Consider the following 22,522-nt stretch of genomic DNA (forward strand, 5'->3'; position numbering starts at 1 on the left):
GTGAACAAGTGGGAGAACCCCCAGCTGCTGGAGGAAAACCGGCTGCCTCCGCACGCCTATTTTTTCGCCTACGAGGATGCCGAAACTGCGCGCACGTTTCAGCGTGAGCGCAGCCGCCGTTTCCTGTCGCTGAGCGGATCGTGGCGCTTTGCTTACTTTGGACATCCGCTCGAAGTGCCGGCGCAGTTCTACAGCGAATACATGGAAAACTGGGGCGAAATCGCAGTCCCCGGTATGTGGCAGATGCAAGGCCACGGCCAGCTGCAGTACACCGACGACGGCATGCCTTTCCCGGTGGACCCGCCATATGTGCCATCGTCCAATCCTACCGGCGCTTACCAGTGCCGCTGGACGCTTGGTCCGGAATGGCGCGGCGAACGCGTGATCCTGCGCTTCGATGGCGTGGAAACCTATTTCGAAATATACGTCAACGGCAGCTATGCAGGCATGAGCAAGGGCAGCAGGCTGGCTGCCGAATTCGACATCACTGCGCTGCTGGCCGAAGGCCAAAACCTGCTCAGCGTACGCGTGCTGCAATGGGCCGATTCGAGCTATCTTGAAGATCAGGATATGTGGTGGACCGCCGGGATCTTCCGCGACGTCTACCTGATCGGCAAGGGCGCCATCCACCTGCAGGATGTGTGCGTACAAACCCGCTTTGACGAAGCCTGCAGCGACGCGCGCCTGTCGTGCGCGATTGCGGTTTCCGCCGCCGCCGGCTGGCAAGTCGAGTGGACGCTGTACGACGGCAATCACGCCGTACAACGTGGCGCTGGCAACACTCTGGCCTGGGAAACTGCCGTCTCGGCGCCACGCCAATGGAATGCCGAAGATCCCTATCTCTACCGGCTGGAGATCAGCCTGTACGACGAAGCGCGCTTGTTGCTGGAAGTTGTGCCGCTGCGTGTCGGCTTCCGCGAAGTAAAGGTGCGCGACGGCTTGATGCTAGTGAATGGCCACTACCTGAAACTGCACGGCGTGAACCGCCACGACAACGACCATCTGCGAGGACGCGCGGTGGCCATGGCGCGTGTCGAGCAGGATATCGTGCTGATGAAGCAGCACAATATCAATTCCGTTCGTACCGCGCATTATCCCAACGATCCGCGCTTCTACGAGCTATGTGACCAGTACGGGCTGTTCGTGATGGCCGAGACGGATGTGGAAACCCACGGCTTCGTCAACGTCGGCAATCTGAGCCAGGTTACCGACGATCCGGCCTGGGAGGCGGCCTTTGTTGACCGCATCGAACGCCACGTGCACGCGCAAAAGAATCATCCGTCCATCATCATCTGGTCGCTGGGGAACGAGTCCGGGTATGGCTGCAATATTCATGCAATGGCGGCGCGCTGCCGCGAGATTGATCCAACGCGCCTGATCCATTACGAAGAGGACCGCGACGCCGAGGTATGCGACGTGGTCAGCACCATGTACTCGCGCGTGCAAATGATGAACGCCTTCGGCGAGTACCCGATGGACAAGCCGCGCATCCTGTGCGAATACGCCCACGCCATGGGCAATGGGCCAGGTGGCCTGAGCGAATACCAGGCGGTGATGGATCGCCATCCGCATTTGCAGGGCCACTACGTTTGGGAGTGGTGCGATCACGCCATCCTGCGGCCGGAGGTACCGGGGCGGGCGTTTTATGCATTCGGCGGTGATTATGGCGACTACCCGAATAGCGGGAATTTCTGCTGTGATGGATTGATCTATCCCGACCAGCGCCCCGGTCCCGGCCTGCGTGAATACAAGCAGGTCATCGCGCCAGTAAAGGTACGCGCCGTCGACGCCGCCGCCGGCAGGTTGGAAGTGGAGAATCGCTACTGGTTCAGCAGCCTTGATGGCATTTCATTGCTCATTGAGACCAAGGCCGATGGCGAGAAGCTTGACATGCAGTGTGTGAAGCTGCCGTCAGTTCCGCCTGGCGGGCGTCTGGAAATCGATATCCCGGCTGCGCCACAGGCTGGTGGTCAGCGATATCTGAACGTGCGCGTGCTGCGCGAAGAGGCAACTGCGTACAGCGCCGCACAGCACGAGCTGGCGATATATCAGTTTGCATTGCCATCGCCTCCCGTGCGGCCGCCGCAGGCGCCCGCCGGCGCTCCGGCTCCGGTGCTGGTCGAGCGCCGTCTCGACTGGCGTGTCGAAGGCTCCGCCTTTCATATGGTGTTCTGCAAGCTCACGGGAAAACTCAAGGAATGGGTGGCGCATGGTGCGCCCCTGCTCGCGAGCGCACCGCAGCTGACGTTCTACAAACCCTGCATCGACAACCACAAGCAGGAAAATGAGGCCCTCTGGCTGCCGCAGCACCTGAACATCCTGCAAGAGCATTTGCGCAGCATGGAAGTTGTGCGCAACGGCGCGATGGTGGAGGTCATTGTCGACTGCCAGATCGCACCGCCGGTACTGGGTTACGGCATGCGCTGCCGCTATCACTATTGCGTTGATGGTGGGGGACGCCTGCAACTGACCTTGTCCGGCGTACCGTACGGAGGTTTCAAGGACATGATCCCGAAGATCGGCATGTCACTGGGACTACACCGCCAACTGGACCAGGTCGAATACTTCGGCCGCGGCCCCGGTGAGAACTACCCGGACAGCAGGGCATGCAACATCATCGATCGCTACAGCAGCGACGCGGCCGGCATGTTCGAGCATTATCCCAAGCCGCAGGACAATGGCAACCGCATGGACGTGACCTGGGCAACGCTGCGCGGCAGTCACGGCAAGGGGCTGCGCGTCGATGCGCCGCAAGGCGTCCATTTCAGCGTCTGGCCTTACAGCGCCGGGCAGATTGCGGCCACACGGCACGACAATGCACTGCGCGAAGACGATTACTGGACCGTTAATCTGGATCACAAGATGAGCGGGCTTGGCTCCAACTCCTGGGGTTCCGAAGTGCTCGATTCCTATCGGGTATATATGGCGCCTTTCAACTACAGCCTGTATTTGTCGCCGCTGCATGGGGAGGATGGTCTGTGATGATCCTGAATAGCGTGGAAGAATTTCGCCAGCGCTACCACTCGGAAAAGAAATGGCGGCGCTGCCTGCAGGCCATCGCCAACCTGCCCAGGCTGAAGCCCGGCGTGTGTCATTCGATTGGTGATTCGCTGGTCTACCGTCTGGTGGATGGCCCGGTTGCTGCCGCGCCCTGCTTCACCGGCAAGCGGCGCTATGTGGAGATCCATTATTACCTGTCGGGTAGCGAGACGGTCGCCTATACGCCCAAGCGCGCCTTGGTCAGACAGTCAGCCTATAGCGACGAGACAGACCGCGAAACTTTCAATGGCGAGGCCACCGGCAGCCTTACCGCCGGTCCCGGCCAGCTGCTGATCTTCGATAACGACCACGCCTACCGGCCGCTCGGCGCGGACCATCTGCGCAAGATGATCCTGATGGTGACGATAGAAGGCGCGACTTTCCACAATAAGTGAGTTGAACATGGCGATATCCGGCAACACGCAAATTGGCCGTTTCATGCTGCTTTCGATGGCAGTGGCAGCCATCTTCAATATCCGAAATGTCGTCAACAGCAATATCGCCATCGGCATGGTGGCGGTGCCATCTTTCCTGTTCGCGACCGCAACTTTCTTCATTCCCTATGTGCTCATCATCGCCGAATTCGTCAGTTTGAATAAGGACGCAAAATCCGGCATCTACCAGTGGATTCGGTCTTCGATGGGCGACAAGTGGGCCTTTGTCGGCGCCTACTGCTACTGGTTCGTCAACCTGTTTTATTTTACCTCCGTGCTGCCCAACATCCTGGTGTATTCGTCCTACGCCTGGCTGGGCTACGAAGTCCAGCTCTCGCCGCTGGTCACCGTGATGCTGTCGATATTATTGTTTGCCTTTGCCACATGGGTATCGACCAAAGGCGCGGCATGGGTAGGACGGGTGACGTCCATTGGCAGCACGCTGGTGCTGGCGATGGCGTTCGGATTCGTGGGCTTAAGCGTGGCCGATTGGCTTGGTGGCGTGACGCCAGCAACACCGGTCACGGCCGAAGCGATGACACCGGCATTCAGCTGGTCCTTCATGGGCGCGATGGCATGGATTCTGTTCGCGGCAGGTGGTGCCGAATCCGTTGGCGTGTTCCTGAACGATGTACGTGGCGGCGCACGCACTTTTGTACGCACGATCGTGTTTGCAGGGTTGCTGATCGGGGTGCTGTACTCGGTGTCGGCGCTGGTGCTCAACCTCTATCTCCCGGCTTCCCAATTGAGCTACAGCTCCGGCATTTTCCAGGTATTTGGCGCCTTGGGAGCGCATCATCATGTTTCGCCGCTTCCGCTGAACCGCTTGATTGGCGCCGTCATGCTGCTGGGCTCTTTCGGTACACTGATGGTGTGGACAGCGGCGCCGGTCAAGGCGCTGTTTTCGGAAATCCCGAAAGGCATTTTCGGCGAGCGCGCCATTGCGCTGAATCGCCATGACATGCCGGAGCGTGCGGCGTGGATTCAATTCTGCGTCGTTGTGCCACTGCTGGTCATCCCAGCGCTGGGATCATCCAATGTGAATCAGTTGCTAAGTGTGGTGATCAATATGACGGCTGCCACTGCGCTATTGCCGCCACTGATCATTCTGACGTCCTATTTCCATTTGCGCCTGCGGCTTGATCATTTGCCGCGTGACTTCCGCATGGGATCACGCCGTACCGGCCTGGTGATCAGCGGCGTACTGCTGGCGGTCTTTGGCATCGCCTTTATTGCCGCGATTTTCCCATCGGGCCAGAACCTGCTGCTCACGCTGGGCTACAACGTGGGCGGCGTGGTCCTGTTCCTGGGTTGGGCCTTGTGGAAGTACCGGCTGTATGAGCGCGGCATCACTTCTTCTGCGGTTTCGCCGCAGCCTCTCGCGCCAGCATCAGCAGGTGCGCGGCGCTCCAGCTGAAATTGGTCGCGCCCTGCATATGGCCGTTGACGGGATTATAGTTTTCCCGGATCGGTGCATCGCCCAGTAGACCTTCAGCTCCAGCCACAAAACGCGAGGCCACGGCGTCGGCCTGTGCACCATAGCCGTACTGGCGCATAGCGGCCACGCCGAAGTAGAGCTGGTCCAGCCAGACTCTGCCCCGCCAATAGATAGCGGGATCATAGGATGGGTTTGAGACGGCGGCCGTCGGCATCGGCACTGGCGTGGCGAATTCGGCCGGGTCCAGCATGTTGGCGATGACGGCATCGGCCTGTTGTTGGCCGGCAGCACCGGCCCACAAGGCCGTCCATCCTTCCGGACCGCGTCCGCGCATGGCCAGCAGCTTGCCGCCAAGCTGGCGGTCGTAATAGAAGCCGCTGGCGGGATCGAAGAAACTGGTGTTGATCAGATCACGCAAGTGCGCCGCTTGCTGGCGCCAGGCGCGTGCTGCGCCTTCGTGGTCCAGCTCCTGTGCGATATCAGCCAGGAGCAGTTTTTCGCGATAAAGGAAGGCATTCAGATCCACCGATTCCTGATCGATCGAATAGCCCAGCAGCTTGCCCGTGTTGTCGCGATTCTCGACCACGCTGACTTGCCAGTCGCGGCGCGCGGTATCCAGGTCGCCGCCATGGGCTTTGTCGGCATAGCGCTGCAGGGCCGCCGGCTCAATGAAGCCGAAGCGCGCCGCGTTGTCCATGCCAGATTCGTAGCCTGCGGCTTGCTGCACATGGAGCCGCAGCTTGCCGTCGCTGTCGTTGTGAAGCGGGTGCGCGGTTGCGCCATATTCGGCCAGGCCATTGTGGTCGTGATCGCGATTGCGATACCACCAGCAGTGATATGCCTCCAGCTTGGGCCGCATCTCCTGTAGCCAGGCACGGTCGTGGGACCGCTTGTAGATCTCCCACACCACCCAGGCGGCCAGCGGCGGTTTGGTGTCGCGTTCATTCCAGTTGTCGCCGTCGCCGCCACGTTCGGCGTCCTTGTTGTAGAAGACATTGTCCGGCAACATTCCCGCATCTTGCGGCCGCACCGGGTCGTTGGGCTGGATCTGGTAGTCGAACAGGGCGCGCACTGTGTTTGCAGCGAGTGCAGGATCGATAGCCGCGAGCGCATAGGCCTGCTTCCAGGTATCCCAGGTCCAGGCGCCATTGAACCAACGCGCCGTGGTGGAAGGCACCATCGCATCGTGCAAAATTGCGCCGCGCGGCGCGCGCCAATTACCGATCAGCGTTTCCAGTGCCTTGCCGGCCAGCGAGGATGCCGGCAGCTTGCTTTGCCAGACGGCCCAGCGGCTTTCACTGGCGACGATGGCTTGTTCCGCGCCGGCAGGGCTGGACAGCAGGGCAGCGGCTCGTCTGGCATCAGCGCGCGCTGCCGCGGTATCGTCGAGCTGATAGCTGTGGACGGCGTAGATGGTCTGCTGGCCACCAGCTGCCAGCAACGGGAGGTCAGCGCGGCTGTCGTAGCGCTGATCGCTGACGTCGTCCTGCGCGCGCACGCTGCGTTCGATGCGATAGCGCGATTTGCCACTGGTCATGACATTGCTGGCGTCACGCACCTTGCCGAACAAGATGCTGATACCATGCTGCTCCCGCATCAGCCGCGGCCTCCATGCAGGCTGGCGCTCGGCCACCGTGCCGGTGCTATCCCATTGCGCCATCAGCTCGCCCTGCCAATGGGCACGCAGCGACAGCGATTTGCCGGAAGTATTCCGCAAGCGATAGCGTACCAGCGCGCCGCTCGCGCTGACGAAGTGGAGATCCACGTCCAGTTGCAATCCCGGCCAGACCAGACGCTGGCTCAATACGCCGGGGCGTGCGGCGCTGTTCCAGCGCGCCTGTTCAGGCTTGAACGTGCGGCCCGTATTGCGGTCGCTCAGCTCCAACCGTTCCAGCGCAGGGGCGATGTACAGGCTGTACTCCTCGGCGATCACCAGCGGACCAGTAAATGTGCCGGCCAGCGTCGGCGTATCAGGCAGCAGGTAGCCGTGCCAGCTGCCGGCATCGAACATGGGGTTGAAGCGCTGATTTTGCTCGGCATCGAAATCGCGCACAGCGGCTGGTGTGCCGTAGCGGTTGATGGAAGGCTGCGCTTGCGCGGCCCAGGAGGCGCTGCATGCCGCAACCAGCAGCAGTTTGCGAACAGGGATGGACATAGGCGGGAACGAAACGAATTGAGGGGAGGGTAACACGGCGAAGCCGGGCGTTGCGAGTGCCCGGCTGCGTGGAAAAATCAGAAGCGGTAGGACAGCGAAACCGTGGCGTTGCGTCCCAGGATAGGCCGCGCGTAGAACAGGCTTCCGTTCGAGCTCTGATTAAAGCCGCTGCGTGGATTGCCTTCGGTGAGGCCGATCGAGTTGGTCAGATTATTCACCTTCGCATTCAGCTTCCAGTGCTTGTCGATTTTGATCTCGGCGCCCATGTCGAGCACGTTATAGGCCGGCAGCTCCAGAGCGTTCTCAAAGTCGGCGTAGCGCTTGCCGATATGGCTGTACACCAGGAATATATCGCCGAAGTCAAAGTGCACCGTCGGGATCAAGCGCACCTGGATGTTTGGCGTGCGCATCACTTGATTGCCATTCTGCTTCGCTTCCTCGGCATTTGGATCGATGCCGTCGATGGTGGCGTTCTGGATGGTGGCCACATACTCCAGCGAGAAGCGCTTGAACGGATTGATGATGCCTTCCAGTTCAACGCCGGTCGACAGTGTCTTGACAAAGACCTGGCGGAAAGCACCCGTGGCCTGGTCGGTTTCGCCAAAGGACAGGTTGTCGAACTTGGTGTGGAACAGCGTGGCCGACGTGGTCCAGAATGGCGAAATATAGCGCACACCGGCCTCGATGAAACTCAGTCTGCTGGCACCGTCGACAAAGCTGTCGGTGCTGTACAGCGTCGGCATATTGGTCCCGCTGGCATAGCGCCCATACGTGGCAACGTGGTCGTTGAAGGCGTAGTTGAAGCCCGCCGTGTACGACGCTTCCTTGATGGTCTTCGTCTTGCGCGTCCACACGCCGGTGCCTGCGCGGCGCATGTAGTTGTTGGCGATGATGTTGTCCTTGTCGCTGCCATCTGGATTGAAGGCGCCGGGGATAATGGCGCCTTCGGTCAGACTGTCGCCCGGCAGATCCTCACCTGCAGCCAGCACATTTTCATCCTGTACGTCGTAGTGGGCGATTTCGTAGCGCACGCCGGCGTCAAGGCGCAGGTTGTGCGTAACCTTCCATTCGTCGTTGACGAACAGGGAGGTCGAATTCATATCGCCCTTATGGCGTTCGTAGAAATAGCCGTTGCGCAGCACGCCTTTGTCGGACAGATAGCCGAGAATCTTGTTGTTAGCGTCCACGGCGACGATGTCCAGCCGCTTCGGCTGGTCGCGCACTTCGGTAATGATGCGAGCGCCATAATCCGAATCGTCGTACAGCTTTTGCTTGGCAAACAGCACGCCTGCGGTAAAGCTGTTCTTGTCGTTTTCCTTGGTCAGGGATAGCTTGTCGACGAAGTGGCCGAGGGAGCGGAAGCGGGTTTCAGCCACGGCGTCGGTGGTGAAGCCATTGCCGTTCAGGGTGGACGGATCATTGATCACCTGGCCTGTGCCCGCGTAGGCCAGCTTGGCGGTGCCGCCAAAGCGCGCCAGCAGCGCGGCGACGTCGCTGGACTGCTCAGGATCGAGGCGGTTGCTGGCGCGGACCAGATAGCTGTTCGGGCCATTGAACACCGAGTGCGGCGCGACGTCATAGCGTGTGTAGCGCGCATTGTTCCGGAACGACCAGTCGCCGCCCAGGTCATGCTGCAGATCGGCGCCCACCACCTTGGCCAACACATGGAAGCCGGTGTGCAGATCGGTGGCGATGGTGCCGTTGGTCGTCTGGTTGGTGATGTGGGCCAGGTCCGGGCCGTCCAGCGAACCATAATGCGGATCGACACCCGGCACGCCGGTAGGGTGGGAGGGGTTGGTCAATGGAATAGGCAGGTAGAAGGTGTTGTGGTCATTGACGTATTTGGCCGACAGGTTCAGCTCACCGCCATCCAGGCGGCGTGTCAGATTCAGACGGAACTGGCCGCCATGGTCGGCGGTAATGCCGATGGGGCGCACGCCGTCGCCGTGGCGGTAGTAGCCGCCCGCCGCGTAGGACCAGTCGTCGTTGATCGGGGCTGAATACACACCCTCGGTGCGCACCATGCCGTAATCGCCGACGGTCACCTTCACTTCACCCTGCGGCTTATGTGTGCCTTTTTGGCTGATGAAGTTGACGATGGCGGCCGGTCCGTTAGTGGACAGAATGGCCGACGTACCGCCGCGGATCGCTTCGAAGCGCTTGATGGTGAGGTCTTCCCGCATCAGCACGTCCACCAGTTCGCCGTCATAAATCACAGGCAGACCATCTTCCTGCAGGCTGATGAACTGGAAAGCCGCCCCGCCACTCAGGCCGCGCGGCGACACGTTGTTGGATACCTCGCCGCCCGATGCCTCGACCCATAGGCCGGGCACCTGCTGCAGCGAATCGGCCAGACTATGCGGCGCCAGCTTTTCGAGCTTGGCCTGATCCACGGTCGTAATGGCGACCGAAGACTCCAGCTTGGTGCGGTTCTTGGCGGTGGTGCCGGTAACCACCACTTCCTGGATTGGCGCGCCCTTGTCGCTCACTGCTGCCGCTTCCGGCGCGGTTTGCGCTTGCGCGCTGTGCATGGCCGCCATATGGGCCAGGGTGGCGACCGAAAGGGTCAACCCGGTTTTTCTCCTCATCTGCATCTCCTGAATTTATCGTTATGATTACTGCCACTACACCGAAACGGGCCACATGGTCTGTTCCCGGTAGCCGGTCGTGACCGGCAAATACCCATTGAATTCCGCGTCGAGCTCTGCGTCGCCGCTGTCGATGCGCAGTACGCCGCCGTACAGCGATATCAGCTTGTCCGGCGGCGCCAGCACATGCAGGCCGCGCCGGCCGGCAGCGCGCAGCAGGCGCGGTGAAATCTGCTGGTTGCCGCGCCCCAGCACCAGGCCCTGCCCACCGATGGGTGACAGCACCAGGTGCAGCGGCACTTGCCAGCGTTCGGCCAGATCTTCCAGCTCGCGGCGCGAGGCGTCGCGCGCCAGCAGCGTGCCGTCGCCCAGCAGGGCATCCACACCCAGCAAAGTGCCGTCAACACCCAGCAGGTCCAGCAGTGCCTGGGTAGTGGAACCCGGCCCGACCAGATACAGCGAGCGCGCCTCCATCGCTTCTGCAAAGCTGCGCGCGATGGCCATTCGCTGCGCGCCGCTACCGCTGACATGGCGCGCTTTGCCACCCTGCGTCAGCTTGGGCGACAGCGGCAGTTGCAGATAGCCATGCAGGCGCGGCGCAATCAGGCCGCAGCGCAGTTCGTCCTCATCCAGGTCCATGACTTCGGCATCGCTGCACACAGCCGGTCCGTGTTGCTGCAACTGGCGCAACAGCTGCCCGGCAGCCGTCGGATGATTCGCAAATACGGCCGACTGCATCTTTACGCCGGCTGGCAAGCCCAATACCGGCAGGCTGTCTGCCACACCGGCGTCGCGCAGGCCCTGTAGCACGTCGCGTGCGGTGCCGTCGCCGCCGGCAAACAGCAGCAGGTCGATGCCCATGCCGGCCAGGGTGCACGTCGCGCGGCGCGTGTCCTCCGCCTGTGATGGCCAGTTCACCGGCACTACAGCACAAACATCCAGGCTGGCCGCTTCCAGCGCGGAACAACCCATCGCACCATCGGCCGCGTACCAGCTGACGACCTGTGCGGCCTCGCCGCAGGCGTCGAACATGGCGGCCAGGCGGGCGGGAACGTGCGGCAGACTGCAGGCGGCCAGCGCGGCCTGCACGCTGGCCGCACCGTCCGAGCCTTTCAGCCCGGCCGGACCGCCGATGCCGGCCCAGGGATTGACCACCAGCCCGATCTTCATGCCAGCCCGCGCTCGCCCAGCTTGCGCTGATAAGCGCGCCAGGTGATGGCCCAGCGTTCCGGATCGTCCAGCATTTCGCCTTGAACCCGATGCACCGGACAGTTGTGGGGAGCCGCCTTGACCAGTTCCGGGTTGCAGCGCGCTTCATCGGCGATGTGACGCATTACGCCGATGAATTCGTCCAGGTCGGCGCGCGAGTAGGATTCGGTCGGCTCGATGGTGGCCGGCTCCGGCACCAGGTATGGGTGATGGCTGGTCCAGTAGTGCACGCCGAAGTCCGCAGCGCGCAGTCCGATGTCTTCCGAACTCACACCTGTTGCCTGCGCCAGGCCGGACCAGCTGTAGCGCACCTGCTCGATGCGGCGCTTGCCGGGTGCGTATGGTGCCGACATGCCGTCGATCTTCAGCAGCTCGTGCATCATGTAGTTGTTGTTCAGGACCGCGATTTCGGACACGGTACGCAGGCCCTCGGCGCCCAGGTTCATGATCCATGCATACGCGCGCAGCACGATGGAGGCGGCGCCCGTGAAGCTGCTGATCTTGCCGATGGATTGCTCGCCGGCGCTCACCAGCTGATAACGGCCGCTCTTGTTGCGCACCAGTGGACTGGGCAGGAAGGGCGCCAGCGCCGCGGTACTGCACACAGCGCCGACTGCGGGGCCGCCGCAAGCGTGGGGCGTAGCGAAGGTCTTGTGCAGATTGAAGTGGCACAGGTCGAAGCCTGCTTCGCGCGCACGGGCAATACCCAGCAGGCCGTTGGCATTGGCCTGGTCATAGACACATAAGCCGCCTGCTGCGTGTACCGCATCCACGAATTCCCGGATGCGGCTATTGAAGATGCCGGTGTCCTCCGGATTGGTGATCACCAGTGCGGCAGTGCGTGGCGACACGGCGGCCTTGAGTGCAGCCAGGTCAGGATAGCCATCCGCATCCGGATAGATCGTGATGACTTTGTAGCCGACCAGTTTGGCGCAGGCCGCATCCGATGGATGCGAGAAAATGGTGGTGATGACTTCATCGCGCTGTGCCGCCTCTCCCTGGCTTTCGTGCCAGGCGCGCACAATAGACATATTGGCGAAGATGGCTTGCGAACCGCCGCGCGCCTGCAGAGACACCGCGTCCATGCCGGATACTTCGCGCATCACGCTTTCCACCTTGTCGATCACTTCCAGCATGCCCTGCACGCTGCTGTCCGGCTGGCGTGGATGCAGCTCCGCCATGCCCGGCTGGCGCGCCAGCTGGTCGTTGATCTTGGGGTTGTACTTCATGGTGCAGGTGCCCTGGCCGACGTCCACATTCAGGTCGGCGCCCAGGTTTTCCTGCGACAGCCGCAAGTAGTGGCGCAGCACGCGGTTCTGCGACATCTCCGGCAATGCCGGTGGGCGCTGGCGCAGCATGGTTGGGGGCAGGCTGGCCAGGGGCTGGCCTGCGGCCTGCGCAATCTCCGGCTCCACTTCCGGCACCAGGATGCCGCGTTCACCCGGCTGGCTCAGTTCAAAAATTACCGGTTCATCCCAGCGCGCCTGATGGTATCGGCGCATCTGCTGTTTGCGGTGGGTAGCGATGTTATCCATGGCGTTCATTGGTTGAGGACTTTCTCTAGCGTTGCGCACAGCAGGTCGATGTCTTCCTGCATATGGATTTCGGAAAAAGCGTACAAGGCGGACTGGCCCAGCGCGGGGAAGGCGGTGCTCAGGTCGTGACCGCCGAATATGCCAAGCTGCTGCAAGGCCGCGTTAATGGCGGCCACCGGCAGGCCGGTGCCGTCGAAATTGACGACAAACTCGCGGAAGTGGCAGCTGCCGGCATGCGTGACGCGGACGCCGGGCAGGCGCGCAAGCCGCTGTTTGGCGTAAGCAGCGCGTTGAGCAATGCCTGTGGCCAGTTCGGTCATGCCTTGAGGCCCCATCAACGCCATGAAAACGCCGGCGGTAATGCCCCATAGCGCAGCAGCAGTGCCGACAAATTCATTGCCGTTTTCGCGCTTGTCGAAAGAGGTGCGGCTGTAGGCGACGTCGCCGAAGCCGTATTCGCCCGGCACGGTGGTGGGGACGATGCCGAACAGGCGCGATGGATACTGCATCACGATGGCGGGATCGTCGTGGCTGGCGATAAAGCCGCCCTGCCCGCCGCCGTAGTTCATGTGCATGCCCAGCGGCTGGATGTCGCCGCAGACGATGTCGGCGCCGTAGCTGGCCGGTGGCGCCAGCACGCCCAGCGACACCGGATCGACGCCGACCACGAGCAGCGCGCCCACCGCATGTGCGGCGGCAGCCAGGGCGGCGCCGTCGTCGATGGTGCCGAGGAAGGAGGGGATGTCCACGTACAGCGCGGCCGTTTCCTGGTCGAGCAGCTGCGCTACGGCGGCCATGTCAAGCAGGCCGGTGTCGGGATCGAAGGGCGCGCTGGCGAAATCGAGGTCGGCGCGGCCGTAGTTGTGCATCATCGACAGCTTGTCCGGATTGACGTTGCCCGCAACGACCACGCGGCGGCGGCCGGTGTGGCGGCCGGCCATGCGCACTGCGGTGGCAGCGGCCTGCATGCCGTCGTAGACCGGTACGTTGACGACGTCCATTTCCAGCACGGCGCCCATCATGCTGCAGTATTCGAACAGCGCCTGGAAGCGGCCATGGTCGTCATAGGGTTCGCCGGCATAGGCGGTGGCGAACTCGCTACGGCCATTGATTTCATCGCACACGGCCGGTACGTGGTGCTGGTAGCAGCCGCCGCCCAGGAAGCTGAGGTGGTTGTTGCAGTGCGCGTTCTTGCGCAGCAGTCCCTCCACGTGGCGCTTCAGGCGCGCTTCGGACAAATGCGGTGCGGGGATGGCCAGCGGCGCCTGCATGCGCAGTGCGGCGGGGATATCGGCAAAGAATTCTTCGGTACTTGCGGCACCCACGGTACGCAGCATGGCGTCGCGCACTTCGGGGACGGAGTTCGGAATATAGGGGTGGATGAAGGGTTTGCCAGATGCCATGTCATTTCCTGTTGATCGGGATCGGATGCCCAATCTTGGATTAGCGAAATAACGTTGACAAATGATCAGTATGCATGCGATACATTAGATAATCTGATGCATGGAGTGCGCTGTGGTCCATTCTTCCAGTCTGTTGAGGCAGTTGAAAACCTTCGAAGTCACCGCTCGGCACATGAGCTTTACCCGTGCCGCCGACGAGTTGTGCATATCCCAGGCGGCGGTCAGTCACCAGATCAAAACCCTGGAGGATGCGCTGCAGATCAAGCTGTTCAAGCGCATGACCCGCGCCATTACCCTGACGGGAGAAGGCGCGATCCTCCAGCGCAGCGTGATCGATGCCTTTGGCCGGATCGACCGCGTGCTGGCGCAGCTGTCGCATAGCGAGGGCCGTGCGCGCAAGCGCTTGACGGTGGCGGTGACACCGGCGTTCAGTTCACGCTGGCTGGTGGGGCGGCTGGACCGCTTCCTTGCCGCACACAGCGATCTTGAAGTGCGCCTGATACACACGGTGATGCACACTGACCTGGGGCGGGACAGCATCGACCTGGCGATACGCTGGGGCGATGGCAAGTGGCCCGGCGTGGAATGCGAGCGCCTGTTCGGCACCGAACTGCTGCCCGTGTGTTCGCCGGCGCTGCTGAAGAATGGCCCACAGTTGCAGGCGCCATCCGATCTGGCGCACTACACGCTACTGCACGAAGACAGCTGCGACGATTGGGAGCGCTGGTTCGAACAGGCTGGCATGGCGCCGTCGCTGGCCCTGCGCGGGCCGCTGATCGACGACAGCAATGCCTTGATGCAGGCGGCGCTGAATGGCCACGGCATCGCACTGGGGCGCATGGCTTTGATACGCGACGATCTGCAGCGCGGTACGCTGGTCAGCCCTTTCAGTCAGACACTGACAGCGCAGGGCGCCTATTACATGTGCTGGCGTCCAAGCCGCAGCGAGCAGGAAGCGCTTGCCTGGTTCTCCGATTTCCTGCGCGATGAAGCGCGCGAGCAAGAGGCTTAGCGCGGCAGCGAACGAGGCGTGGGGCGATGATTTTATGAAGCCAAACCTGTAGTATTGACGCCCTGATGTGAACCGGAGGAGCGCAGATGAAGCAGCATTACCATGGCACGCGGGTCAGTCTCCAGCCGGGAGAGATGGTGACGCTCGGCGGATCGTATGTGTACCTGACCGACAAGCTCGATGAAGCGGTGTGGGAGGCTGAGATTGGCGCTGGCGACGGCGCTCCGAAAGTCTATCTGGTGGAACCTACCGGCGAAACAGGCAGTGTCGTCGCGCTCGGTGCACGCGAACCGACGCGCCATCCGTCGATGTCGCTGTGCTCGCGCCAGCCCCTGCGCGTGATCGGCGAAGTCACCGAATGGAAGTTCTATCACGGCACCCGTGCGGACCTGAAGCCGGGCGATCTGCTCAAGCCGGGCCATAACGCCAACTTCGGTGAACCGGGTCGCACCGCGAACCACATCTACTTTGCCCGCACGCTGGATGCCGCCACCTGGGGCGCGGAACTGGCTCTCGGTGAAGGGCCCGGTAGGATTTACATCGTTGAACCGACAGGGCCGATCGAAGACGACCCGAATCTGACGGATAAAAAATTCCGCGGCAACCCGACCAAGTCCTTCCGCTCGCGCGAGCCTCTGCGCGTGGTCGCGGAGCTCACCCATTGGCAAGGCCACTCGCCGGAGGCGATCCAGGCCATGAGAGACGGCCTGGCAAAGCTTAAGCAGACCGGCGCCGAGATCATCGACGACTGAGCAAGATTCATCGCATTGTCAGAATCCATACAAATATTCATGTTGTTAAAAGCACATGCGAACTGCATAATGCTTTGTATTCCTGCAAGTCTTTAGCTAGTATGGACGCTCGTGCAGTGGGGACAAACAGATGGAAAATATCTTTGACGCTGACGATGCCTTGCTCTCCGATCTACTCGCTCCAGCCAATCCCCTGCGTGCAGCGGCCAGTGAGGGCGAGCTAGTCTCCAAGCTGTACAGCGTGATCCAGAATCTGGGCTTCGACAAAGCCATGTTTGCCGTGATTCCCGATCCCCTCAAGGATGCAAGCAAAGTCTACCTGCGTAGTAACTATCCCGAAGCCTGGCGCCAGCACTACGAGAAAACCAATATGCGTGCGGTCGATCCGACCGTTGAGTATTGCTTCAGATCGAGTACGCCATTCATCTGGATGCCGCAATGCTTCAAGACTCCCGAACAGCGTGCCATGTACGAGGAGGCCAGCGCCTTCGGCCTGCGGGGCGGTGTGACCTTGCCCATTCATGGCCCGCGCGGTGAAGTGGGCATGCTGACCTGCGTGAGCGACCGGGCGCCAAATCTCGGCTTCGTCAAGGATCTGCAGCACCACCTCGGCGGACTGGCCTTGTTGCGGGATATCGCCTTTGAGTCGATGAGCAAATTCATCCGCGGCGATGTGGCGGACGTCAAGAAACCCATACTCACCGCTCGCGAACTGGAATGCCTGCAATGGATGGCAGCAGGTAAAACCGCCTGGGAAATCGGCCGTATCCTCGGGATCTCCGAGGCGGGAGCCAATTTCCACGTGGCGAACATGCGCAACAAGTTTGGCGTCAGCAAACGTAACGACGTTGTACTACGCGCTATCCGTCTCGGCATGATCAGCCTGTCCTGATGATTCATCGCCCGGCGCGCGCGCCAGTTTCAGGTCCTGGTCGCTAATCACTCGCAACACATAAAGCCGCACCAGCAACAGGATCGGCTGCGGTACCGGCATACCGCGCTCAAAACGGCTACCGCTGGACTGGCCAACCCCGAAGCGGTGCCAGAACTGGGTCTGGCTTTCGCGCATCAGGTAACGCAGATCGCGCATCAAGGCCATATCGCGCATCGTCAGGCGATGCTGCTCCTCGCCGCCCCCGGCGGGGGGCGCTGTCCCTGGCCGGATGGCGCTCTCGCGTCTTCGTAAATCTGTCAGGTTATTCATGGAATCCATGGTTAAACACCATACTTCGCTGTTAGTGCAGGGTGATCATCAACGCCTTGCGGGTTTGCTCGCCCAGCAGGATTTCCAGGGCGACGGCGCGTTCCACGCCAATGCGCAGCGGAGCGCCGATCCGTTTGATCTCGATGCCGGTATGGCGCAGCAGGCGTTCGATGGAGGTCGTGGTAACGGTGACGTACTTCGAAATCTTGTGCTTGTCGGCGAAGTGCACGATTTCACGCATGGCTTCCTTGGCGCGGTCGGCGAAGCCAAAGCTGCCGTCGCCTTCGGTTTCGATCGCAAAGCGGGACAGCTCCCACACGTCATGTGCTTCAGGAGCCGGCGCACCGTGCAGTAACTCCGGGAAGGTGTCTTTCAGCATATACGGACCTTCCGTCGGCATGATGCGCCAGGTACCGCATACGCGCTGCTCCTGGTTGCGGATCACCATATAGTGCGGCTCCAGCGCGTCGTACCCGTCGATCTCCATTCCCGCCAGGACCGGGACTTCCCATCCCATGCGGTCGCGGAAAACTTTGGCGCGCAATTCGTGCATATGACGCAGATCGATACGATTGATGTCGCGGCGCTGAACGATTTGAATCGAAGTCATGGCGTTCTCCTTTATGGTCAGGGGCGGTTATCGCTGTCTTGTGTCAGCCGATGTGAATACTTTATGCAAATCGGTTTTTTGGCATAACTATCAGGACAGCTAGTAGACAGGCCGTTACCACTTGGCGTGTGATAGGCAGAACTCAATGAGTGGAAAAGGACATGCTATGAACCCGATCACAGCGGGAGGCAGCCCATCGTGAACGCCATGGCTGACCCTTCCGCCAGCCTGGCGTGGCTTAGCGCGCACCGGCTGGCGGAGCTGCTCGCGCGGCGCGATGTCAGCGCGCAGGAAGTGCTGGAAGCCGCCATCAGCCGTATTGAGGCGCAGGATGGTGCATTGAATGCGGTGGTGGTGCGCGATTATGCCGAAGCGCGTAAGGCAGCGCTGCTGGCCGACTGGCGTCTGGATCATGGCGAGCGGCGGCCTTTGCTGGGCGTGCCGATCACGGTCAAGGAGTCCTTCCTGGTGCGCGGACTGGACACCACCTGGGGTTTCCCGGCAGCACGCGCCAATCCGGCTGCGGGCGACAGCGCGGCTGTGCAGCGGCTGCGCCATGCGGGCGCCATCATCGTAGGAAAAACCAATGTGTGCACAGCACTGTCGGACTCGCAGTGCGATAACCCGGTGTACGGCCGCACCAACAATCCCTGGGATCTCTCCCGTACCACCGGCGGCTCCTCCGGCGGCAGTGCTGCGGCGCTGGCGGCGGGCTTCAGCTATCTGGAAATGGGTAGCGATGTGGCGGGCTCGATCCGCGTACCTGCTTCCTACTGCGGCGTGTACGGCCACCGCAGCAGTGCGGGGCTGGTGTCTTCGCAGGGTCATCATCTGCCGGGCAGCCTGACTGGTTCAGAGCTGGGCGTGATAGGACCGCTGGCGCGTACAGCGGACGATTTGCGTCTGGCGCTGTCGGTGCTGGCCGGACCTGGAACGCCGGAAGCTGACGCTTGGCGCGTGCAATTGCCGTCGCCGCGCTGGCAAAGCCTGGCGGAGTGCCGCGTGCTGTTGCTCGACACGCATCCCCTGGTCTACACCAGCGCCGCAGTGCGCTCCGCGGTTCAAAACGTGACGGACACGCTGGCCAACAGCGGCGGGAAGGTGGCCCGGCATAGCGAAGTGCTGCCGGACCTCGCGGCCAGTGCCGAATGCTTCGCGCGCCTGCTGCTGATTCAGAACCTGTCGAAGATGTCGCCGGAACAGGCGCAGGCGCTGCATTACGACAGCACGGCCGGCGGCGGTGAACGCCTGATGGCAATCGGGAAGAAGTCTGCCATGGCTGGTGCGCGTGCCTGGTTTGAGGCGCAGGAGGAACGTGCCCGCCTCACGCAGCAATGGCGGCGCTGCTTCCAGGACTGGGATCTGGTCGTTTGCCCTTCGACCACCACCACGGCCTTCCCCCACGATGACGCCGATCCGGCGCGCCGCCGAGTGGATGGCCAAACCTGCTCTTACTTCGATCATCTGGCGTGGGTCGGCATGGCATCCGTGGCAGGGCTGCCTGCGACGCAGTGTCCTTGCGGGCTGGATGAACAGGGGCTGCCGGTAGGGCTGCAAGTGATGGGGGCGCCGTACGCGGACCTCAGCACAATCGGCTTTGCCGGTCTGCTGGAAAGGGAACTGGGAGGATTCAGGGCGCCGCCGCTGTAATGGCATAGAATGGCTGGTCCTCCATTTTCTGCTAAAACATGAAGCTTTCCAAACCTCTGGTGATTGGCGCGGTCGTGGTGGCCGCTGCGGCGTCGGCGGCAGTAATCCTGAAGTCCCGGCCGAGCCCCACGAGCGCCCCGGCTGCGGCAGCCGTTGCGGATTCCGGCAACGCCCAGGCACCATTGATGGCGGAACTTCAGAGCATCCTGGCGAGCTACCGCAAGGTCATTGTGCTGCTGGCGGACGAAAAAGCACTGTCGGATGCGGACCGCAAGGCAGCGGAGCAGGTGGGCCAGTCGCTGTTCCATGAAAATATCGAGCGCTTTGCCAAGGCGCGCGATCTGCTGGCGCGGCTGCAGGCATTGCCCGCGGCCCAGCGCGATGCCGCGTATGAGATCTTGCTGTCGTATGTGGAGTCTGCGCCGGACCTGTTCGACGCCGACCGCCTGGTCTTCCGTGAGGTGCTGGTGGAAATGCAGAAGCTGGCCGCAGCCAATCAGACCCTGCCCGGCATCAAGCTGCACAAGCGCATCAGCGAAGACCTGGCGGCGCTGGAGGATATCGAACACCAGTACGACAAGGAATTGAGCGGCGTCTTTGCCCGCTTCGACCAGCGCGCCATCGTGCCGAAGCGCGAGCGCTGGGATGATTATGTGGCGCATCTGAAGAAGCTGTTCGACCGCGAGCGCATCATGAAGGATTACGGCGTTATCGTTCCGTATCCGGTCAAGCCTGAAGACGCGAACAAGGAAATCTTCGGTAAATCACTGCCGCCGAAGACCGTGGTGCTGACCTTCGATGACGGTCCGCATGCGACCTACACCGACGAAGTGGCGGCCATTCTCAAGCAGTATGGCGTGCCCGGCATCTTCTTCGAAGTGGGCAAGAACCTCGGCCAGATCGACGAGAAGGGCAGGGAAACCGTGGGCAAGTACGCGGCCGCCAGCCGCCGCCTGCTGGACGCCGGCTATGTGGTCGGCAACCATAGCTACAGCCACGCTTTGCTGTCGAAGGAAAAAGGCGATGAGCTGTACGGCGAAATCGCCAATGCGGATCAGTTGCTGAAGGCGGTCGATCCGCGCCGCTCGGCCCTGTTCCGCTTCCCTTATGGTGCGCACAATGCGGAGGGACTGGAGGTGCTGCACAAGCTGGGCCTGCGCTCGGTGATGTGGAATATCGATTCGCTGGACTGGGCCGATCCGGTGCCGAACTCGATTGCCAGCCGCGTGCTGTCCTCACTGGAGAAAGAACAGCGCGGCATCATTCTGTTCCACGACATCCACGAGCGCACGGTAAAGACGCTGCCGCTGGTGCTGGACAAGCTGATCGCCGACGGCTACAGCTTCGCCACCTGGGATGGCAACGACTTCACCGTCACCAAGGCAGGCAAACCGGAGCCGGACAAGGTGGCCGTCAGCACCGGGTACGCCAACAGCTACGCGGTCGTCATCGGCATCAACCACTACCAGAAATGGCCCAAGCTGCAGTATGCGGTGCAGGATGCAAAATCCATCCGCGATACCCTGGTCAGCCGCTTCGGCTTCGACAATTCCCGCGTGTTCACGCTGACGGATGGCGAGGCTACGCGCAACAATATCCTGGCGCTGTTCCACGACAAGCTGGCCGAGGCGAATCTGAAGAAGGACGACCGTGTGTTCGTCTTTTTTGCCGGGCACGGCGCCACGCGGCAGCTCAGCTCCGGCCGCAGCCTGGGCTACATCGTGCCTTTCGATTCCGATCCGCAGCAAATCAGCGTCGACGCGATTCCGATGACCGACCTGCAGAATATCGCGGAAAGCCTGAATGCCAAGCACCTGCTGTTCGTGATGGACGCCTGCTACAGCGGCCTGGGACTGACGCGCGGCGGCGGTACGGCCGCTTTCCTGCGCGATAACGCGCGCCGCATCGGCCGCCAGATGCTGACCGCCGGCGGCGCCGACCAGATGGTGGCGGACGGTGGTCCGAACGGCCACTCGGTCTTCACCTGGACCCTGCTGCAGGCCTTGAACGGTAAGGCGGACCTGAATGGCGACGGCATGATTACCGCAACGGAGCTCGCGGCCTATGTGGCGCCTGCCGTGGCCAGTGTGTCGCAGCAGACTCCGGCCTTCGGCAGCCTGCCCGGCTCGGAAGGCGGCGAATTTGTGTTCCAGCTGCCGGCCGAAGCGGAATTCCTGAGCGAAGGCAGCAAGCAGCTGCCGCCAGAAGCGATCGCATTGAATAACAAGCTCGATGCGGGCCGTGCCAGCCAGGCAGACGGCAACGTGGTGGTGGTGAAGACCCTGCAGGGCGGAGAGCAAAAGCTGTCGGCGCCTAAGCCGGTGGACGCGCCAACCCGCCAGCTGGCGCAGCGCGCCAACGACCGCGGCCTGCAGCTGTACAAGGAGAAGCAATATGCGCAGGCGGAGGAAGCCTTTACAGAAGCGCTGAAATACCGTCCAGACTTCGGCCTGGCCGCCAATAATCTGGGCTTCGTGTATTACAAGCAGGAGAAGTACGCGGAAGCCGCGCGCTGGTTCGAGAACACCCTGCAAATGGATGCCTCGCGCGCCATCGCTTACCTGAACCTGGGCGACGCGCGCCAGCGCCAGGGCGATGCCGAAAAGGCCCGCAAGGCCTATACCAGTTTCCTGGAGCTGGCGCCGAATCATCCGAGCGCCGCCTATGCGCGTGAGCAGCTGAAGAAACTGGGCTGATCGGGGCCACGGCATTCGCGGCCCTTTCCCGTTACGGCTTCTGGCCCTTGCCGGTCGCAGCCCAGTAGATGCCGCCCAGAAGGTGGGTCAGATACTGCGGGTCGCGGTACATTTCGCCGTTGTGGCCCAGCGCGGTCACAAAAACGCGGCCTTTCTCGAACTGGTGGTACCAGCTGACGGGATGATCCCTGCCCATGCCGGTGGCTACCTGGCCCGGCCAGATTTTGGTCGGGTCGTAGCTTGACTCATCGACATTCAGTACCGGATGAATCGTGACCTGGTAGGGATTGGTGGTTTCATACCATTCGTCGCTCCAGATCCAGCGCTCGGGAATGCCGTAGGTGGCGGGGAATTTCTTGTCTTCGACCGTGACGACGCCGGTTTGCAGCATGGGATGGGTCTTGAACGAGCGGCCCACCATTTTCTCGTACCACACCCACCCATTTGGCGGCGTGATCAGGGCGCGGTGCACGACGACCGCATTGCCGCCGTTGCGCATGTATTCCTCGAACCTGATGCGCTGCGCCGGATTCAGTTCCTCGCCGGGCGTGTTGAGGAAGACCACGGCCGCGTACTGCTTCAGATCCTGCTCGAAGACTTCCGGTTTATTGGTCCAGGTGAAGTCGAAGGAGTGCAGCTTGCCCAGCTTTTCGAAACTGTCCCGCGCGATGGGAATGTATTCATAGTGGTACTTGTTGGGAATGGCCAGCACCAGCAGTTTGAACTGGTTGTCGGCATGGCTGCTGGAGGCCGAGGCCATGGCCGCTGCGAAGATCAGTGCTCGTTTCATCTTTTCT

The 22,522-nt window shown here is 61.8% G+C and carries 16 protein-coding genes and 1 pseudogene; 9 read left to right on the forward strand and 8 right to left on the reverse strand.

Features of this window, described 5'->3' with window-relative positions:
* The 3 genes from ebgA to AB4Z19_RS24540 are packed head-to-tail and all read left to right on the forward strand — an operon-like array spanning window position 1 to window position 4,890.
* Window positions 1-2,982, forward strand: coding sequence for a beta-galactosidase subunit alpha (ebgA, locus tag AB4Z19_RS24530; RefSeq protein WP_442024971.1), 2,982 nt, complete (start codon window positions 1-3; stop codon window positions 2,980-2,982).
* Window positions 2,982-3,434, forward strand: coding sequence for a beta-galactosidase subunit beta (locus AB4Z19_RS24535; RefSeq protein WP_442036306.1), 453 nt, complete (start codon window positions 2,982-2,984; stop codon window positions 3,432-3,434). The genes ebgA and AB4Z19_RS24535 overlap by 1 nt, the downstream gene beginning before the upstream one ends.
* 7 nt (window positions 3,435-3,441) lie before the next feature.
* Window positions 3,442-4,890 (forward strand): amino acid permease, encoded by a 1,449-nt coding sequence (locus AB4Z19_RS24540; protein WP_442024975.1) that lies wholly within the window; start codon window positions 3,442-3,444, stop codon window positions 4,888-4,890.
* Here AB4Z19_RS24540 and AB4Z19_RS24545 read toward each other — a convergent pair.
* The 5 genes from AB4Z19_RS24545 to gcvPA all read right to left on the reverse strand — a co-directional run bounded on the left by AB4Z19_RS24545 (window position 4,823) and on the right by gcvPA (window position 13,801).
* The gene (locus AB4Z19_RS24545; RefSeq protein ID WP_442024977.1) at window positions 4,823-7,066 is read right to left on the reverse strand and encodes an MGH1-like glycoside hydrolase domain-containing protein; all 2,244 of its coding nucleotides are present in this window, start codon (window positions 7,064-7,066) and stop codon (window positions 4,823-4,825) included. The two genes, AB4Z19_RS24540 and AB4Z19_RS24545, sit on opposite strands and share 68 nt — an antisense overlap.
* Window positions 7,067-7,143: 77 nt before the next feature.
* Window positions 7,144-9,654: a TonB-dependent receptor gene (locus tag AB4Z19_RS24550; protein WP_442036308.1), complete on the reverse strand. Its 2,511-nt coding sequence runs from the start codon at window positions 9,652-9,654 to the stop codon at window positions 7,144-7,146.
* A gap of 36 nt (window positions 9,655-9,690) precedes the next feature.
* Window positions 9,691-10,824 (reverse strand): ATP-NAD kinase family protein, encoded by a 1,134-nt coding sequence (locus AB4Z19_RS24555; protein ID WP_442036310.1) that lies wholly within the window; start codon window positions 10,822-10,824, stop codon window positions 9,691-9,693.
* Window positions 10,821-12,398: an aminomethyl-transferring glycine dehydrogenase subunit GcvPB gene (gcvPB, locus tag AB4Z19_RS24560; protein WP_442036312.1), complete on the reverse strand. Its 1,578-nt coding sequence runs from the start codon at window positions 12,396-12,398 to the stop codon at window positions 10,821-10,823. Before gcvPB ends, AB4Z19_RS24555 begins: the two co-directional genes overlap by 4 nt.
* Window positions 12,399-12,403: 5 nt before the next feature.
* Entirely contained in the window at window positions 12,404-13,801 is a 1,398-nt protein-coding gene (gene gcvPA / locus AB4Z19_RS24565; RefSeq protein WP_442026246.1) for an aminomethyl-transferring glycine dehydrogenase subunit GcvPA, read from the reverse strand.
* A gap of 100 nt (window positions 13,802-13,901) precedes the next feature.
* Between gcvPA and gcvA the strand changes: the two genes are divergently transcribed.
* From gcvA to AB4Z19_RS24585, 4 genes and pseudogenes are all read left to right on the forward strand, one after another.
* Window positions 13,902-14,813, forward strand: coding sequence for a transcriptional regulator GcvA (gene gcvA, locus AB4Z19_RS24570; protein ID WP_442036314.1), 912 nt, complete (start codon window positions 13,902-13,904; stop codon window positions 14,811-14,813).
* Between the two features lie 86 nt (window positions 14,814-14,899).
* A pseudogene (locus AB4Z19_RS24575) lies at window positions 14,900-15,163 on the forward strand (NAD(+)--rifampin ADP-ribosyltransferase); the annotation flags it as partial.
* A complete protein-coding gene (gene arr / locus AB4Z19_RS24580; protein ID WP_442026249.1) occupies window positions 15,152-15,565 on the forward strand; it encodes an NAD(+)--rifampin ADP-ribosyltransferase in 414 nt (137 codons plus the stop codon). The pseudogene AB4Z19_RS24575 and the gene arr, both read left to right, overlap by 12 nt.
* A 130-nt stretch (window positions 15,566-15,695) precedes the next feature.
* Entirely contained in the window at window positions 15,696-16,457 is a 762-nt protein-coding gene (locus AB4Z19_RS24585; RefSeq protein WP_442026244.1) for a helix-turn-helix transcriptional regulator, read from the forward strand.
* Here AB4Z19_RS24585 and AB4Z19_RS24590 read toward each other — a convergent pair.
* Together AB4Z19_RS24590 and AB4Z19_RS24595 are read right to left on the reverse strand one after the other, a co-directional pair.
* Window positions 16,419-16,769 (reverse strand): hypothetical protein, encoded by a 351-nt coding sequence (locus tag AB4Z19_RS24590; RefSeq protein ID WP_442026243.1) that lies wholly within the window; start codon window positions 16,767-16,769, stop codon window positions 16,419-16,421. The two genes, AB4Z19_RS24585 and AB4Z19_RS24590, sit on opposite strands and share 39 nt — an antisense overlap.
* Before the next feature lie 31 nt (window positions 16,770-16,800).
* Window positions 16,801-17,379: an acyl-homoserine-lactone synthase gene (locus tag AB4Z19_RS24595; protein WP_442026242.1), complete on the reverse strand. Its 579-nt coding sequence runs from the start codon at window positions 17,377-17,379 to the stop codon at window positions 16,801-16,803.
* Window positions 17,380-17,586: 207 nt separating this feature from the next.
* Between AB4Z19_RS24595 and AB4Z19_RS24600 the strand changes: the two genes are divergently transcribed.
* Both AB4Z19_RS24600 and AB4Z19_RS24605 read left to right on the forward strand, forming a co-directional pair.
* The gene (locus tag AB4Z19_RS24600) at window positions 17,587-19,029 is read left to right on the forward strand and encodes an amidase (RefSeq protein ID WP_442036316.1); all 1,443 of its coding nucleotides are present in this window, start codon (window positions 17,587-17,589) and stop codon (window positions 19,027-19,029) included.
* Between the two features lie 38 nt (window positions 19,030-19,067).
* The gene (locus AB4Z19_RS24605; protein ID WP_442025680.1) at window positions 19,068-21,725 is read left to right on the forward strand and encodes a polysaccharide deacetylase family protein; all 2,658 of its coding nucleotides are present in this window, start codon (window positions 19,068-19,070) and stop codon (window positions 21,723-21,725) included.
* Window positions 21,726-21,756: 31 nt separating this feature from the next.
* Here AB4Z19_RS24605 and AB4Z19_RS24610 read toward each other — a convergent pair whose 3' ends face one another.
* Complete coding sequence (locus tag AB4Z19_RS24610; protein ID WP_442025681.1) at window positions 21,757-22,515, reverse strand: ThuA domain-containing protein; 759 nt, start codon at window positions 22,513-22,515, stop codon at window positions 21,757-21,759.
* Between the last annotated feature and the right edge of the window lie 7 nt (window positions 22,516-22,522).

It is taken from the genome of Pseudoduganella sp. RAF19 (assembly GCF_052114165.1).
In the GTDB taxonomy this organism is placed as follows: domain Bacteria; phylum Pseudomonadota; class Gammaproteobacteria; order Burkholderiales; family Burkholderiaceae_D; genus Rugamonas.

What these genes read in the sequence shown, in the direction of transcription:
- AB4Z19_RS24535 (WP_442036306.1), top strand. Translation starts at nt 2,982, where the DNA reads ATGATCCTGAATAGCGTGGAAGAATTTCGCCAGCGCTACCACTCGGAA.
- AB4Z19_RS24540 (WP_442024975.1), top strand. Translation starts at nt 3,442, where the DNA reads ATGGCGATATCCGGCAACACGCAAATTGGCCGTTTCATGCTGCTTTCG.
- AB4Z19_RS24545 (WP_442024977.1), bottom strand. Translation starts at nt 7,066, where the DNA reads ATGTCCATCCCTGTTCGCAAACTGCTGCTGGTTGCGGCATGCAGCGCC.
- AB4Z19_RS24550 (WP_442036308.1), bottom strand. Translation starts at nt 9,654, where the DNA reads ATGAGGAGAAAAACCGGGTTGACCCTTTCGGTCGCCACCCTGGCCCAT.
- AB4Z19_RS24555 (WP_442036310.1), bottom strand. Translation starts at nt 10,824, where the DNA reads ATGAAGATCGGGCTGGTGGTCAATCCCTGGGCCGGCATCGGCGGTCCG.
- gcvPB (WP_442036312.1), bottom strand. Translation starts at nt 12,398, where the DNA reads ATGGATAACATCGCTACCCACCGCAAACAGCAGATGCGCCGATACCAT.
- gcvPA (WP_442026246.1), bottom strand. Translation starts at nt 13,801, where the DNA reads ATGGCATCTGGCAAACCCTTCATCCACCCCTATATTCCGAACTCCGTC.
- gcvA (WP_442036314.1), top strand. Translation starts at nt 13,902, where the DNA reads ATGGAGTGCGCTGTGGTCCATTCTTCCAGTCTGTTGAGGCAGTTGAAA.
- AB4Z19_RS24585 (WP_442026244.1), top strand. Translation starts at nt 15,696, where the DNA reads ATGGAAAATATCTTTGACGCTGACGATGCCTTGCTCTCCGATCTACTC.
- AB4Z19_RS24590 (WP_442026243.1), bottom strand. Translation starts at nt 16,769, where the DNA reads ATGAATAACCTGACAGATTTACGAAGACGCGAGAGCGCCATCCGGCCA.
- AB4Z19_RS24595 (WP_442026242.1), bottom strand. Translation starts at nt 17,379, where the DNA reads ATGACTTCGATTCAAATCGTTCAGCGCCGCGACATCAATCGTATCGAT.
- AB4Z19_RS24600 (WP_442036316.1), top strand. Translation starts at nt 17,587, where the DNA reads ATGGCTGACCCTTCCGCCAGCCTGGCGTGGCTTAGCGCGCACCGGCTG.
- AB4Z19_RS24605 (WP_442025680.1), top strand. Translation starts at nt 19,068, where the DNA reads ATGAAGCTTTCCAAACCTCTGGTGATTGGCGCGGTCGTGGTGGCCGCT.
- AB4Z19_RS24610 (WP_442025681.1), bottom strand. Translation starts at nt 22,515, where the DNA reads ATGAAACGAGCACTGATCTTCGCAGCGGCCATGGCCTCGGCCTCCAGC.